The organism is Mucilaginibacter sp. OK268, from assembly GCF_900103125.1.
Taxonomy (GTDB): domain Bacteria; phylum Bacteroidota; class Bacteroidia; order Sphingobacteriales; family Sphingobacteriaceae; genus Mucilaginibacter.
Genome location: NZ_FNJV01000002.1, coordinates 445,268 through 461,809, shown reverse-complemented (window position 1 = coordinate 461,809; position 16,542 = coordinate 445,268). Strand labels below are relative to the sequence as shown.

The following is a 16,542-nucleotide window of genomic DNA, read 5'->3' as shown; positions in this document are numbered from 1 at the left end:
CCAAAATGAATACAAAATTCAGCCTGTTATTGTCCGCCGGATTATTGATCGCCTTTGCCGGTTACGCGCAGCAAAGTAACCCTGATACCGGAAAAAATAAACCCGTTGTTGCCAAAGAGGATTTCCGGGACGACTGGGCAGCGATCTCTCATTATGCCCGGGAGAATAAAGAGGTTGGCGACCCCAAACCGGGCGAAAAGCGGGTAGTTTTTTTAGGGAGCTCTGTTTTTGAAAGATGGAAAACTACTGTGCCTGAGTTTTTTAAGGGTAAACCTTACCTGGACAGAGGTGTGAGCGGACAGATCTCGGGGCAACTGCTTATCCGTTTTCAACAGGATGTGATCGACCTGAAACCCAAAGCGGTGATTATACTGGCTGGCAGTAATGATATTGCCTCCAATTACGGCCATTTGACCAATGATTACATCATGAACAATATTCGCTCTATGACCGAGCTTGCTAAGCTGCACCATATCAGGGTGATACTGTGTGCTTACCTGCCTGTATTTGATTATCCATGGCGCAAAGGCATTGAACCTGCCGGTAAGATCATGGCGCTCAATAAGCTCATCAAAGCCTACGTTGCCGAAAATAACCTGACCCTGCTGGATTATTTCAGTCCCCTTGTTGATGAGCGCAACGGACAAAAGCCCGAACTCACTACCGATGGGGTACACCCCAACGCCGCAGGTTACCGGGTGATGGCTACAGTTACGGAGCAGGCCATTGCCAAAGCTTTAAAATAGCTATTGCAGTACAGGCTGGTAGGCCGCGTTGTTCTGTTTACGGAATGCTGAAGGATTGATGCCCTTGTGCTTTTTGAACAGGCGGTTCAGGTGACTTTCGTCGGTAAAGCCCAGCTCCCGAACGATCTCATTGATACGCATATCACTGTGCTGCAGACGGGTTTCTACCAGTTTAAGTTTGTAGCTGGAGATGTATTGCTGCAAGCTTTCGCCGGTATGTTTTTTGAAATAACGACCCAGGTAGGCCTGTGCTATCCCAAAATGATCGCTGATGAGTTCGGTACGCAGCTTTTCGGGCTCGTAAATATTTTCCTGTATATAGCGGATAATATCCACCGCAGGCTCATTGCTCAGTCCGGTGACCTGGCAAGAGCTGACAGGCATCATGGTCATATTGCGGGCCACAATAGTGAGTATGGTGTTCACCAGTTGTTTGATTAATTCGGTATAATGGGCCTCGCGATTTACCTGTTCGCGAATGATGCTTTCAACCAGTGTTTTTACCAGTGGCTTATCACCATTGTTACACAATAAACAACCCGGCTGGTGACTGGCATGTTGTAAAATAAATTCCATTTGTTGCAGCCAGTCGTTCTTGGCTTTGCGGTCCTGTTGCTGGTTGCGGATATAGATATCGTTAAAGCGGATAAAGAAAAAGCCCGTTGTGGTTTTGATCTCGAAGGAGTGGCAATCCTGCGGGGTTATCAAAAATAAATGTCCCTGGTGATAATCGAAAGTGTTCTTATTGATGCATTGTGTACCCGTGCCGCTAACAATATAAATCAGCTCAAAAAAACTATGCTGATGCGCCTTTTGAGGGTTTTCATTAAGTTCTTTATAAACTATCTCAAACTCCTGGTGTAAGTTTTCCTGATACATATACACAAATGTACAGCATTTGGTATTATTTGTACAAATAATGAACTGTGTCATCTGTATAATTTTGTACCATAAAATTAAAAAAGAACATGAAAGCGATCATATTAAAAGGATTTGAAGGTGCTGATGATTTACAGATAGCCGAAGTACCGGTTCCTGAAATTGCAGATAACGAAGTATTGGTACAAGTAAAAGCCATCAGCGTAAATCCTGTCGATGTAAAAACAACTATTGGTAAAGGTATGTCGGGCCGTTTAAAAAATGAAGACCCGCTTATCCTGGGTTGGGATATATCTGGCATTGTAACCCAAAAGGGCAGCGCGGTTACCGGGTTTGAAGTAGGCGACGCCGTATTTGGCATGGTGAATTTTCCGGGCCATGGCAGGGCCTATGCCGAATATGTAGCCGCTCCGGCCAATCACCTGGCGCTAAAACCTACCAATATCAGTCATGAAGAAGCCGCCGCCGCAACCCTGGCCACACTTACAGCTTTACAGGGTTTAACCCATAAAGCCAATGTACAGCCTGGTCAAAAAGTGCTGGTACATGCCGCGGCTGGTGGGGTTGGTAATTATGTGGTACAGATAGCTAAACACCTGGGTGCTTATGTGATCGGGACTTCATCTGTTGCCAATAAGGATTTTGTGCTGAGCCTGGGTGCCGACGAGCATATCGACTATAAAGCCGTACGTTTTGAGGAGGTGCTGCACGATATCGACCTGGTGTTTGATGCCATCGGCGGGGATAACATCGATCGTTCTATCGAGGTAACCAAAAAAGGCGGTACGGTAATCAGCATACCATCGGGCATCGGCGAAACTGTGACCGAAAAAGCAAAGGCCAGGGGAATTCATGGGTACTTTTTCCTGGTTGAATCAAACGGCGATGATATGAAACAAATAGCCCAATGGCTGGAGCAGGGTATCATCAAATCCTATGTATCGCAGGTGTTTCCGTTTGATCAGATGGCTGCGGCTCATCAACAAATTGCCAGCGGTAGAACCCGGGGTAAAGTAGTGGTGACCGTTTAAAAGAATTAAATAACCATGCTATCGGGTAGTGCGGTTATTCAAGCCTATTTCCCCAGCACCGGCAATATCAGCCTGCTGGGGTATTGGCATTATGGTAGTTTGAACCATAAATTTACAACAATTATAACCGACCGGAAACGAACAATATAATGTATCAAAATAGCACACGTTTAAATAAATTATCGTTTTAATACATTGATAATCAATTAAATAAAACGATGGCATTTGCTTTGATATCAATTATGCAAGTAGTGAGGTTATTATGAAACAGCGTAAATATTTGGAGCGACGTACGTTTAACCAGGATCGTTTTGATATTTTAATAAAACGACAAAAAAGCGGGAAAGCCACCTTTAACGAGCTTACAGAATTGGACGCCATTGTGAACCGCGACCCTACCATACGTGAAAGTATTTTAGAAGAAATGCAAGGGGTAAATGAGCCTCCGGATGAGCCGAAACAAGAGGATATACTAACTGCTACTCCCGTAAAAACTCAAACCTTGCTGGATAGGATCACTTCTTTTTTTAAGCGCTTATTTACGCATATGGGCGATCCAAACCCTGCTTTATTGGCTTGAAATAATGGTTTATAATGTCGACTTGATCTTTTTGCGGTATTCATTAGGCGAGCTCCCCATCAATTTGGTAAACATCCTCGAAAAGTAATACTGGTCCTCGATCCCCAGGCTAATAGCTATATTTTTGATAGACATAGCTGTAAACGAAATGTACTGACATGCTTTTTGCACCTTAAGTTGATTAAAATATTCGATAGGGGCATAGCCGGTTTTGGCCCTGAAAAGCGCCGAAAAATGCGAGGTTGATAAATTGGCAAACGTAGAAAGATCATCAAGCCGGAGGATCTTGCTGATGTTATCCTGCATAAAACTGATAGTTTTCTCGACCACATTGTTATCCGTATTTTCTTCCAGCTGATTGAATTTATCTTCATAGATCAACGAGGATAAGAAATGCGAAAATATCATGTTCACATAGCGTAAAGTATCGCCGCTGTAGCCTTTCTCAAGGTTATGGCAAATATCCTCAAATAGCTTGATACGGTTCTCGTTGTAAGACAAGTAGGGTTTGTAGTTCTCGGAGTTTTGGAGGATCAGATCAATAATAAAAGCCGATATTTCGCCTTTAAAGTGTATCCAGTAAATGGTCCAGGGTTTATCCATATTAGCGGCGTACTTATGGGGAGTATTGGCCGGTATGGCTATAAATTGTGATGGCGATACTTCTACCTTCTTTTTATTGATCTCCAGCCAGCCATAACCTTCTGTGCAATAGATGATAATATGCTGGTTGATACCATTGGGCCGTTCGGCATAATGATGACTGGCTTTTGGGTAATACCCTATATCAGTAATATACACCTGTTTGGTTACAGGGTCTTTACTTAAAAAGTTGGCTATGATCTTTTTGGGCAACACAATAAGTTTTTGCCCTTCAAAACCTTCGCGCCTTCTTAACGCTGTGCTTTTTATCATTTTTTGCAGGGATATATAGGGTATTTTAACTGGTTTGGAATATGGTACACAACATTACTCAAAAAAAACAAAAACACCATAAAATATTTCATTTTACGGAGGATGGTATTGTACGACGAACAGGTGGCAGATGTTTTATCTGCCTGTTGTTTATATCCTAAAGCAGAAAATTGCTAAACCAAAGGTTAAATGTTTATTCTACATCAATTATGGTGGTTGTCATAAAAAAGTCCATCATTATCGTAACATTAACTATTTTTTAATCTGTTTTAATCTGTGAGATTTACATCGTAACCAATTGAACGTAGTATCCATATTTAAGAGTGCCTGCCCCGCCGGATTGTAGATGACGGTCTGCCTGTTAACGATTGATAATATGATTTACCGGTATAAACTATGATGAAAAGATTACTCCGCCCCTTTACTATTGTCGTTTTATTAATATGTGGTCAATGGGCATCCGCGCAAAAGACCATTACCACGCTGGATAAGTTGGAAGTGACCACCGGCCACGTGACTATTAAATTGGATGCTCATACCGGTATGGTGAATTATGTATTCCCCAGCGGCATCCGGATCGAAAATACAGTAGCCTACATCAATGACTTAAAATCGGGAATTACCTCATCGGCCGATTTTACCGATCATCAATATACTACCGCCGAGGTTCATGATAATATAGGCACCGGCCGGCAGATAACTATTACGCATAGCGATCATAAGCACTCATTTATACTGGAGCAGCGTTTTACCAATTATGAGGGTCATCCTTATACCCTGATCAGTTTAATCGCTAAAAATAAAGACTCGAAAGCGGCTCCCTTAGAAACCCGCGATATTAGTCCTATAGCCGTGCTTCCTCAATATAAAGGCAAGTTATATATTCCCGGTACCGAGCCCCGCATACTGGATATGCCTTTTGATAATGACGACTGGACACCGACATTAGAAAGAAGCTGGCCCAAAGTAGGGGGGCCTAAAACCACAGGTATTACTTATGAGTTCGCAGCCATTTATGATATGCTGAAAAACTCGGGCCTGGTTATCGGCAGTGTAAAGCACGATTTCTGGAAAACGGGCCTGGCTTATCAAACCTCAACAGAATTGGGTTATGTGGATTCGCTCCGGGTTTTTGGTGGCGCATCTACCCCCGATGATCCTAAACTACAGCCAGCCTATGGTGGTAACGACGGCACGCATGACCTGGTGGCACATGGTACCGCGGTTGGGCAGTCGGTTAGCTCGCCTACTATATTTTTATGCGCGATGGATGATCTGCATGAGGCTTTTACACAGTACGGACAGGTAAATTCGGCCATCAATGGGAAACAAACCTGGAATGATAATGCCCCGGTATACTGGAATAGCTTTGGGGTGGAAGGCGTGCTAGGCTATGAGGGTGTGATGATGCCGCCCGCTGTTGAAAAGATCTCTGATTTTGTGCATACGCTAACCAATTTCAGTGGCTATTCTAAACCGGTGATGAGTATTGACTCTTATGATCAGGGTATTTACTCGACCGAAGTTTTGGCCAATCTGGGTAAATATTTCGCTAAAAATAACCAGCAAATGGGCTTTTACTTTATCCCTTTTGCTATGTGGAACTGGAAGGATGATATTGATGGAAAAAAGATAGCCGGATCAAATTATCTGCTCAAAGATGTACTACTGCATGATAACGAGGGTAAACCTATTATGTATAAAGATGGCAAATGGGGGGCTTACGCGATGGATCCCACGCATCCGGCTGTTCGCCTGTATATCATACAGCAATTGAAAAAAGCCAAAGCCATCAACGCTAAATTTCTAAAAATAGATTTTCTGACAGGTGGTGCGCTGGAAAGTACCACCCGCTATAATAAAAATATCCGCACAGGTATGCAGGCTTATGATTATGGTATGAAAACACTGCGCCACCTGGTTGATTCTATCTTAGGAAAAGATATTTTTATTAGCCAGGCCATATCGCCTATGTTCCCGCATCAGTACGCGCACACCCGTTTTATATCAACAGATGTGTATTCGCACTTGAGGGATGATCAGCCGGGCTTCCCGCATTATGGTAGTACCGGGGCTTCACTGGCTACAGGCTCACACATGGGTTGGGTGCAGGGTACTTTGTTTCCATATACCAATCTGGATGTGAGCATCATGAAAAATTTTCAGAAAAACCCCGACCTGAGTGAGCAGGATATCAAGGTAAGGTTATATGCTATGATGGTGATGGGAAGTATCCTGGGCGATGGTTCCGATTTCAGGCACCCGCTGGCGGCAACCCGCGCGCAGACATTTTTAAACAATAAGCAGATAGCCACGTTTTTTAGTCACCCTAAAGCATTTATACCGTTGAAAGCTGCAGATGGCGAAACGCTGGATCAGCAATTGTCATTTTACCTGCCCGGTGAAAATACTTTGTTGGCCCTGTTCAATTTCGACAGGCAAAGGAATTTTGAGCAGGTTTTAACCCGCTCGGCCCTGCACCTGGATGCCGGCAAAGCTTATCAGTTTAAAGATCTGCTGACCGATGCTGTAATAGGTGAATTAAAAAAGGGCGATACCGAATTTAAACTGAGCGCTGCACCTATCGATGCGGTGATGATAAAATTAGTCGCGATAGATAAAGCGACTAAATAATACCGATATTATGCTTAAACCAGTAAAACATATCCTAAACAATGAGTAGTTCAAAAACATTCAATAGTAGTTATATTATCGGGATCTCCTTTATTTCGGCCCTGGGCGGATACCTTTTTGGGTTCGACTTTGCCGTGATCTCGGGCGCTTTACCATTCCTGCGTACCCAATTCGCGCTCGACCCGGTGTGGGAAGGATTTTTGACCGGCTCATTAGCATTAGGATGTATTGTAGGCTGCCTCCTTGCTGGTAACATGGCAGATAAGTATGGCCGTAAACCGGGACTGATGGTAGCCGCCCTGATCTTCGCGGTATCGTCCATCGGCATAGCCTTTGCGCAAACCCTTACTTATTTTATTGTGCTGCGTTTTGCAGCGGGTATAGGCGTAGGCATGGCTTCCATGCTTTGCCCCATGTACATTGCCGAAGTTTCACCAGCCGAAGTGCGTGGCCGTAATGTGGCTATCAATCAGCTTACGGTGGTGATTGGTATATTGATAACCAACCTGGTCAATTATTTCCTGGCTGATCATGGTCATGATGCCTGGCGTTGGATGTTTGGCTTAGGTGCTGTGCCCTCTGCCGTGTTCCTGATCGGGGTAACCTGGCTGCCGGAAAGCCCGAGATGGCTCATGAAATCGGGTCAGGTGGCCAAAGCCCAACAAGTGCTCAACAAAATAGGATCGGTAGATTTTGCCGATACTACCATGAAAGCCATTGAAAAATCATTGGCAGGAAGTACGGCCAAGCAATCCTACAAAATGGTGTTCGAAAAAGCCGTTCGCCCGGCGGTGGTGGTGGGTATTACGCTGGCTGTGTTTCAGCAGTTTTGCGGTATTAATGTGGTATTCAACTATACCTCCACCATATTTGAGTCGGTAGGGGCTAATCTGAATCGTCAGCTGCTGGAAACCGTATCTATTGGCGTAGTGAACCTGGTATTTACCCTTTTAGCTATGTGGCAGGTGGATAAGTTGGGCCGTCGTCCATTGATGCTGGTAGGTTCGTTGGGCTTATCCATATTGTACATTGTGCTGGCCGTTGCCCTGCAAAATCATTTCCCGGCGGGATTGGTATCCATATTTGTGTTACTGGCTATCAGTACCTATGCCATTTCATTGGCTCCGGTTACTTGGGTACTTATTTCAGAGATATTTCCTAACAAGATCAGGGGTGTAGCCTCCTCGGTAGCTATTGTGTCGCTATGGGGCGCTTACTTTATATTGGTTTTCACGTTCCCTATACTGGCCAAAAAGTTAGGTACCTATGGGCCATTTTACCTGTATGCGGGTATCTGTTTCCTGGGTTTCCTGTTTGTAAAAGCGCGTGTTAAAGAAACCAAGGGCCAAACCCTCGAAGAACTGGAAGAAAATTTAATCAGACATTAATCATCAAAAAAATATATATGCATCATTCTAATGTATCCGTTTGGGAAGAAAAAGTTGTGATCCCTACGTATGGTGTGGGCAAACCCGATAAAAACCCGATGTTTTTTGAAAAACGCGTTTACCAGGGCAGCAGTGGCGTAGTATACCCCAATCCGGTGATCGAAAAAATTGCCGACGAAAAAGAAGATAAAGAATACACAGGCCTGTTTTTGGAGAATAAATACCTGAAAATAATGATCCTGCCGGAACTGGGCGGACGAATCCAGATGGCTTTCGACAAGATCAAACAGCGTCATTTTATATACTATAACCAGGTGATCAAACCGGCGCTGGTAGGTTTAACCGGTCCGTGGATCTCTGGTGGTATTGAGTTTAACTGGCCGCAGCATCATCGCCCAAGCACTTTTGATCCCATTGATTATACTTTAGAAGAGCACGCCGACGGCAGTAAAACTGTTTGGGTGAACGAGGTAGAACGCATGTTCCATACCAAGGGGATGGCTGGTTTTACGCTTCGCCCGGATACGGCATATATTGAGATCAAAGCCAAATTGTTTAACCGATCCTCCTTACCACAAACTTTCCTGTGGTGGGCAAACCCGGCGGTGAAGGTGAACGATTATTACCAGTCGGTTTTCCCGCCCGATGTGAACGCGGTATTTGATCACGGTAAACGCGATGTATCTGATTTTCCTATCGCTACCGGTACCTATTACAAGGTTGATTATTCGCCGGGTACCGATATTTCGATGTATAAGAATATTCCGGTGCCCACCTCATACATGGCTATCAACTCGGAATATGATTTTGTGGGTGGTTATGAGCACGATTCACAAGGTGGTTTGCTGCACGTGGCTAATCATCATGTATCGCCCGGTAAAAAACAGTGGACCTGGGGTCATAGTGATTTTGGCCAGGCCTGGGACAGGAACCTCACCGACGAGGACGGCCCTTATATAGAATTAATGACAGGTGTATTCACCGATAACCAGCCCGATTTTAGCTGGCTGATGCCTTACGAAGAGAAAACTTTTACGCAGTATTTTCTGCCTTACCGCGAACTGGGTATGGTAAAAAATGCCAGCAAAGATATCCTGCTGGCGCTAAGCAAAGATGGTGATCAAATAACCATCAAAGTACAGGTAACTTCCGCACAAAGCGGTTTGAACATCAGCCTGAGTTACAAAGGGGAAACATTGTTTGCCCATACAACTGATATTAACCCTGAACAGGTTTTCGTACAGGAAGTACTCGTTAAAGGCAATGTGAATGAGAACGAATTATTGCTGATCATCACCAACAGTAGTAAACAGGAGGTATTACGTTACGAACCTGCCAAAAACAAAAAGAACGAGATGCCTTTACCTGCAAAACCCGCACTGCCCCCGGCTGATGTGGAGAGTGTAGAACAACTGTTTTTAACCGCGCAGCACCTGGAACAGTATCGCCATGCTACATACAGCCCTATCCCGTATTATGAGGAGGCCTTACGCCGGGAACCCACAGATATTCGCAATAATAATGCGCTGGGTAAATGGTATATCCGCAAGGGGCAATTTGCCAAAGCCGAGCCTTATTTGCGCCAGGCGGTGGAAACCAGCATACAACGTAACCCTAATCCTTATGACAGTGAGCCTTATTATAACCTCGGTCTTTGCCTGAAATTTTTAGGCAGAGCCGATGAGGCGTACACCGTTTTCTACAAATCAACCTGGAGTAATGCCTGGAAAGATACCGGCTTTTTCTGCGTGGCGCAGATAGATATGGCGCGTGGTCATTATGCGTTGGCGCTGGATCACATCAACCAATCATTGGATAGGAACGCCGCCAACAGTAAATCGTACGTGATCAAAGCGGCAGCTTATCGTAAGCTTAATCAGGTAGATAAAGCGTTGGCTACTATTGGCACCGCTTTGGAGCGTGATGGCTTTAACCTGGGCGCGATATTTGAAAAAGTACTGGCTTACAGGATAAACAATGATGCTGATAAAACAGATGAGAGCCTGAACCAATTGCTAACGCTTTCACGTCACGACGATCAGAATTTCATTGAATACGCCCTGGATTACGCCGCGGCTGGTTTATATGACGAAGCATCGCAACTATTGCAACTGGTTGTAAAGCCTGCCGAATCAAACCCCATAGTTTATTATACTTTAGGCTGGTTGAGCCATCAGAGCGGTCGCAAGGCCGAAGCTGCTGAATGGCTGGCAAAAGCTGCCAAAGCAGACCCATACCTGTGTTTTCCTAACCGTTTGGATGAGATCGGTATTCTGCAGCTGGCCATTGAACTTAACCCCGCCAATGCCAAAGCACCTTACTATTTGGGTAATTTGTTTTATGATAAACGCCAGTATGACGATGCGGTCATTTATTGGGAAAAATCGGCCAAACTGGACGATAAATTCCCGACAGTTTTCCGTAACCTGGCTATCGCTTATTTCAACAAACAAAATAACGAGCAAAAAGCCCTGGAGTATTTTGAAAAAGCGTTTGCGCTCGATAAAACAGATGCCCGTGTATTGATGGAGCTTGATCAGCTCTATAAAAGATTGAACAGATCACCAGATGAGCGTTTGAAATTCCTGGAAAATAATCTGGCTGTAGCCGATCAGCGTGATGATGTTTACCTGGAAAGGGTAACGCTGTACAATCTTTTGGGCGATCATGAAACCGCTTTGAACTTGTTGAATAGTCGCCAGTTCCATCCGTGGGAGGGCGGCGAAGGTAAGGCATCCGGTCAGTATGTATTCGGTCTAATAGAGCTGGCTAAAAAATATATGGAAGAAGGCTTGTACGAAAAAGCCATTACTTTCCTCAACAATGCTAAGACCTACCCGCATAACCTGGGCGAAGGTAAATTATACGGAACCCAGGAGAACGATATTGATTACTGGCTAGGTTGTGTCTATGAGGCAGCGGCTCAGCCGGAGCAGGCTAAAAAATACTTTGAACAGGCTACCATTGGTTTAGACGAGCCATCTGCAGCTGTGTTTTATAACGATCAACAGCCCGATAAGATCTTTTACCAGGGATTGGCCTGGAAAAAACTGGGTAATACAGAGCGCGCCAACAGCATATTTAAAAAGTTGGTTAACTACGGAGCGCAACACGCCGATGATGAGGTGAAGATCGATTACTTCGCCGTATCGTTGCCCAACCTGCTGATATTTGATGATGATCTGAACCTGCGCAACCGCATCCATACCAGTTTTTTACAGGGCCTGGGCACATTAGGACTGCATGAACTGGATATCGCGCAACAAATGTTGAACAAAGTATTGCAGCTGGATGCCACGCATGCAGGGAGCAAGATCCATTTGGATATGGCCAAACAGTCGGCAGGTGTAACCAATTAATACTATTTTAATCCCCGCGTCAATACATCTGATGCGGGGATATTGGATACAGCACAACTAAAACCGAAAAAAGATTAAGACTACGTTTCTGCGGAAACACGATCAGGTAAATGGAAATAGCCTGTACAGCTATAAAATGAATAAAACTACTAGCAGAATAACCTGCCAACATTGGGGCGAGTATACAGGCGAACCTGTGTATCTTTTTAAAATGGAAAATGCAGATGGCGCCTATGTGGAACTAAGCAATTACGGGGCCACGCTGGTTTCGGCCGTAGTGCCAGATATGCATGGCGTATGTAGTAACGTGGTTTTGGGATTCCCATCGTTGCAAGCCTATCTGGATGATGACTGTTATATTGGTTCAACCATTGGCCGTTATGCCAATCGGATAGGAGGGGCCAGTTTTAAGCTCGATGGTACAACCTGGCACCTGGAAAATAATGATGGTGAAAATACCAACCATGGGGGTAGTAATGGTTTTAATACCCGGGTATTCAAATATGCGGTTACCGCCGAAGGCCTATTTTTTACTATCCGTAGCTCCGACGGTGATGGGGGATATCCCGGTAGCCTTGAACTCACCGTGCATTATATGTGGACGGATCTGAATGAGTTGATCATCAGTTATTACGCGTCGACAGATAAAAGAACGATTGCCAATTTTACCAATCATGCCTACTTTAATTTGTCAAATGACGGGACTAAAATATTCGACCATACATTGACCATCCATGCCGGTAGTGTGCTGCAAAACGACGCGGATTATATACCTACCGGCGTTGTTGAACCTGTGGGGAACAGGAGACTTTCAGACACATCCATCAAAAATAAAATGATGATGAATGAAACTCATATTACGGGATTAAACGATTGCTATATATTGGATGAGCAACCCGGTACTTATCATAAACTGGCGGCCGAGCTAACCGAAAAAAGGTCGGGCCGTAAGTTGGAGATATTTACCACTTACCCAGCCCTGATGGTTTATACCGGCGATTATTTACAAAGTGGACATTTAGGGCATCACCAAAATCCATACAGACCCTTTGATGGTATATGCCTGGAATGCCAGCATTATCCGGATAGCCCCAACCATTCCAACTTTCCTACAACAGTTTTAAACCCTGGTGATACTTATCATGAAAGTATCATTTACAAGTTTGGTATTATAACGCTCTAAGGGCCTCACCCGCAATTTTTTATAGCTGGTTTATAGTAAGGAATATATAATGGACAAAACCACGCTTGAGTTGTAAATTCATAAAATTGTCCATCTTTTTTGAAAGTTTATCCATTTTTAAATGCGATGCTTCCACTTACATTTACAATACCAATTGTAAACTAAACCAAATATGTATGTAAAAACTCGACTACCACATCAGCGGGAAAGCGAACGCCGATATAGCCTTAATTCAGGTGATCTGGTAATCCTATATGCTTAATTATTAGGTGATTGTTATTAAAAGTCTTGGACTCAAAAAAAGACTTAACAGGATTTCTATGGCCTGTTTGGAACTGATAATGATCAAACCCAAAGCATCGGATTGTACCAGATCAAAACCTGGCTTTTTGTATCAGAAAAATGCCGTTGAAGCGGCAATCACAGTTCGCAAATTTCCACAAGCTATCCGGTGAATAACACAAATCCAATTTGATTAAACCCTGATTAAGTAAAATAATTTTTATGAACCAAATTTTATGAAGCAATCTTACATTTTTAGTAAAGCACTTTTTAAAAAGTATGAGAGGCCCGGGCGGTTTTTGATAAGATATTGCTTAGTGTTTTTAACATTAGCCTTATTTTATGGTACAGCTCACGCGCAAACAAAAATTACGGTTACCGGTGCCGTGTCCGATAGCGCCCATGTTAAGTTACCTGGTGTAACTATCTCTGTGGTGGGTAATTCCCGTGTTGGTACTGTAACAGATGGCAACGGAAGGTTCATCCTGGATGTTGACGACGGTGCAGTATTGAGGATCTCTTTTGTGGGCTTCAAGGCACAAACATTTACCGTATCGGCACAGAACAAGATCTTCAATGTAGCCCTTAAGGAAGACAAGCTGCTTGCCGACGAAGTAGTGGTTACCGCTTTTGGTAAAAAGGAGCGCAAAGAGGCCCTGGTAGGGTCGGTTACCAGTATAAAACCCGGGGAGTTGAAAATTCCGGCGAGTAACCTCACTGCCGCACTTGCCGGGCAGGCGGCGGGTATTATAGCCTACCAGCGTAGCGGTCAGCCGGGGCAGGATAATGCCTCGTTCTTTGTGCGTGGGGTAACCACCTTCGGTTACAAACAGGATCCGTTAATCCTGATCGATAATGTGGAGCTCACCACCACAGACCTGGCCCGTTTGCAGGTTGATGATATTGCCAGCTTTGTGATATTGAAGGATGCCAGCGCCACCGCGCTTTATGGAGCAAGGGGTGCCAATGGCGTTATTTTGGTGAGTACAAAAGAAGGTAAGGAAGGTCCGGCTAAGATCAATTTCCGCTCTGAGTATTCCTCCTCGCAGTCAACACAAACGCCTCAATTGGTTGATCCTATCCAGTACATGAACCTGTATGATGAGGCCTCCTTAACCCGAGACCCCACATTGCCATTGCCATTTACGCAAACGCAGATCAATAATACCCAAAACACCATTAATCATGGTCCGGGTAACAATCCCTATGTATACCCGGCTGTCGACTGGCTGAAGATGTTATTTAAAAAGAACGCTACCACCATGCGTAACAACATGAGTGTGAGTGGTGGTACGGGTTTGGCTAAATACTATATCACAGGTACTTATAATGTGGATAACGGGGTGTTAAATACCGATATCCGCAATAACAATAACAACAACGTCAAATTCAGGAATTACCAGTTGCGCTCAAACGTGAACATCAACCTCACCAAAACAACCGAGATCATCGTACGGTTATGGGGTAATTTTAACGAGTATAACGGCCCGATCACGAGCGATGGTTCTTTTGCTTCCGATTTATATAATGTGGCCATACATACCAGCCCGGTATTATTCCCGGCTTATTTTGAGCCCGATGCCGCCAATTTAAACGCGCAGCATATTCTGTTTGGTAACGTAGGCGGTGTGGATGGTACCAGCAGCAACCGGATCTTATATAATAACCCTTATGCCGCTTTATTGCGCGGGCATAAAAATTCGTCGGAGTCACGGATGCAGGCACAATTGGAGCTGAACCAGAACCTGGGCTTTTTGACCGATGGGTTAAAATTCAGGAGTATATTCAGTACCAACAGGCACTCTTATTTTGATTCGCAGTTAGCCTACAGCCCTTTTTATTATAACGTAGGTTCCTATGATAAACAAACCAATAACTACTCACTAACCTGGCTTAACCCGCAGCCTACCGGCTCTAATGTAGCGCAGGAATATCTGTCATATTCCAGGAGCACGCCCAATGCCGATACTTTTTTCTATCTGCAAACCTCGCTTGATTATAATAAACAGTTAGGTAGCCATAACATCAATGCCACGCTGATCGGTACTGCTCAGCAAACTGTTTATTCAAACGCTATAGATCCAAAAACCAACCAGATCTCCTTACAGTATTCGCTGCCTTACCGTAACTTAGGTTTAGCTGGCCGTGCAACATACGGCTACAAAAGCAAGTACTTTGCCGAGTTTAACTTTGGCTATAATGGTTCCGAACGTTTTTCAGACAGTCACCGTTATGGGTTTTTCCCAACCATTGGTGCCTCATGGGTGGTATCCAACGAAAAATTCTGGAATCCTTCATTTATCGATCGCTTAAAGTTCCGCGCAAGTTATGGTTTGGTTGGTAACGATGCTATCGGCGCGCAGCGTTTTTATTACCTGTCTGATGTGCACTTTAATGAGGGTTATAATTATGCCCAATTCGGGTTTAATAACTCTTATGAGCGTAAGGGTTTAACCATAGTAAGTTATGATAATAATAACATCACCTGGGAAACTTCAAGGCAACTCAACGCTGCCGTTGAAATCACCTTGTTGAAAAACCTGAACATTACCGCGGAGTTTTATAAAAATCATCGTTACAACATCCTGCGTGATCGTGTGGTGCCGGCAACCGAGGGTTTCGAAACTTCTATAGCCACCAACTTAGGCCAGGTTGATTCAAAAGGTATCGACTTATCTGCCGATTATAAACAAAACTTCAGCAATGGTTTGTGGGCATCATTCAGGGGGAACTTTACTTACTCTACCAACAAATATAAATACATAGAGGAGCCCAATTATGCCGAGCCATGGCGCCATTTTATTGGTCAGCCTATCAATCGTGGTTATGGTTATGTGGCCGAACGGTTATTTGTTGATGACCAGGAAGCCCGCAATTCACCAACCCAGTTAATGACAACTACCGATGCTTATGGTAATACCATTACTGGTTTGCCGCCAAAAGGTGGGGATATCAAATACCGGGATCTTAACCATGATGGTAAAATAGACAATCTCGACCTTACCTTCCTGGGTTATCCGCAAGTGCCCGAGATTGTGTATGGTTTTGGTTTCTCAACCGGTTTTAAAGGCTTTGACCTTTCCGCGTTCTTCCAGGGACAGGCAAGGGTATCATTCTTTATCGATCCTACCAGGGTAAGTCCTTTTATACCCAGCCCTGATAAATATATTTATGGCAACACACAAGTGCTGCAAGCCTTTGCTGATAGCCATTGGTCCGAAGAAAACCAGGATCTGTATGCCTTATATCCAAGGCTTGGTGTAAATACCGCCCCCATAACCAATAACCTGCAACCCAGCACCTGGTGGCTGCGCAGCGGGAGTTTTTTGAGGCTTAAATCCTTAGAGGTGGGGTATACGCTGCCGGCACGCATATCAAAAGCCATGAAGCTGTCTAACTGCCGCGTATATTTTAACGGGTTGAACCTGCTTACCTGGAGCCCCTTCAAGTTATGGGATCCGGAGCAGGGCGGAAACGGATTTGCTTACCCTATCCAGAAAGTATTTAACGTAGGTCTGAATGTGAATTTATAATTACAAACCGAT

Annotated in this window: 10 protein-coding genes; 8 read left to right on the top strand and 2 right to left on the bottom strand. The window is 44.3% G+C overall.

Annotated elements, in window-relative coordinates:
• Positions 1-5: 5 nt before the first annotated feature.
• Positions 6-746 (top strand): SGNH/GDSL hydrolase family protein, encoded by a 741-nt coding sequence (locus BLR84_RS07770; protein ID WP_090466633.1) that lies wholly within the window; start codon positions 6-8, stop codon positions 744-746.
• Here BLR84_RS07770 and BLR84_RS07765 read toward each other — a convergent pair whose 3' ends face one another.
• Positions 747-1,679: an AraC family transcriptional regulator gene (locus BLR84_RS07765; RefSeq protein ID WP_255366879.1), complete on the bottom strand. Its 933-nt coding sequence runs from the start codon at positions 1,677-1,679 to the stop codon at positions 747-749.
• Positions 1,680-1,714: 35 nt separating this feature from the next.
• Between BLR84_RS07765 and BLR84_RS07760 the strand changes: the two genes are divergently transcribed.
• Positions 1,715-2,656, top strand: a complete 942-nt coding sequence (locus BLR84_RS07760; RefSeq protein WP_090466629.1) for an NADP-dependent oxidoreductase — start codon at positions 1,715-1,717, stop codon at positions 2,654-2,656.
• A gap of 262 nt (positions 2,657-2,918) precedes the next feature.
• Positions 2,919-3,236, top strand: a complete 318-nt coding sequence (locus tag BLR84_RS07755; protein ID WP_090466627.1) for a hypothetical protein — start codon at positions 2,919-2,921, stop codon at positions 3,234-3,236.
• Positions 3,237-3,245: 9 nt separating this feature from the next.
• On the opposite strand, the gene BLR84_RS07750 is transcribed toward BLR84_RS07755, so the two are convergent.
• The gene (locus BLR84_RS07750) at positions 3,246-4,151 is read right to left on the bottom strand and encodes an AraC family transcriptional regulator (RefSeq protein ID WP_218128248.1); all 906 of its coding nucleotides are present in this window, start codon (positions 4,149-4,151) and stop codon (positions 3,246-3,248) included.
• A 396-nt stretch (positions 4,152-4,547) separates the two neighbouring features.
• Between BLR84_RS07750 and BLR84_RS07745 the strand changes: the two genes are divergently transcribed.
• From BLR84_RS07745 to BLR84_RS07725, 5 genes are all read left to right on the top strand, one after another.
• On the top strand, positions 4,548-6,785 hold the full coding sequence (locus BLR84_RS07745) for an alpha-amylase family protein (RefSeq protein WP_143013860.1): 2,238 nt from the start codon (positions 4,548-4,550) through the stop codon (positions 6,783-6,785).
• 41 nt (positions 6,786-6,826) lie between these two features.
• Positions 6,827-8,173, top strand: coding sequence for a sugar porter family MFS transporter (locus BLR84_RS07740; protein ID WP_090466624.1), 1,347 nt, complete (start codon positions 6,827-6,829; stop codon positions 8,171-8,173).
• 17 nt (positions 8,174-8,190) lie between these two features.
• Positions 8,191-11,532: a DUF5107 domain-containing protein gene (locus BLR84_RS07735; protein WP_090466623.1), complete on the top strand. Its 3,342-nt coding sequence runs from the start codon at positions 8,191-8,193 to the stop codon at positions 11,530-11,532.
• Positions 11,533-11,668: 136 nt separating this feature from the next.
• Positions 11,669-12,715, top strand: coding sequence for an aldose epimerase family protein (locus BLR84_RS07730; RefSeq protein WP_090466622.1), 1,047 nt, complete (start codon positions 11,669-11,671; stop codon positions 12,713-12,715).
• Between the two features lie 599 nt (positions 12,716-13,314).
• Positions 13,315-16,530, top strand: a complete 3,216-nt coding sequence (locus BLR84_RS07725; protein ID WP_255366878.1) for a SusC/RagA family TonB-linked outer membrane protein — start codon at positions 13,315-13,317, stop codon at positions 16,528-16,530.
• The last annotated feature ends 12 nt before the right edge of the window (positions 16,531-16,542 follow it).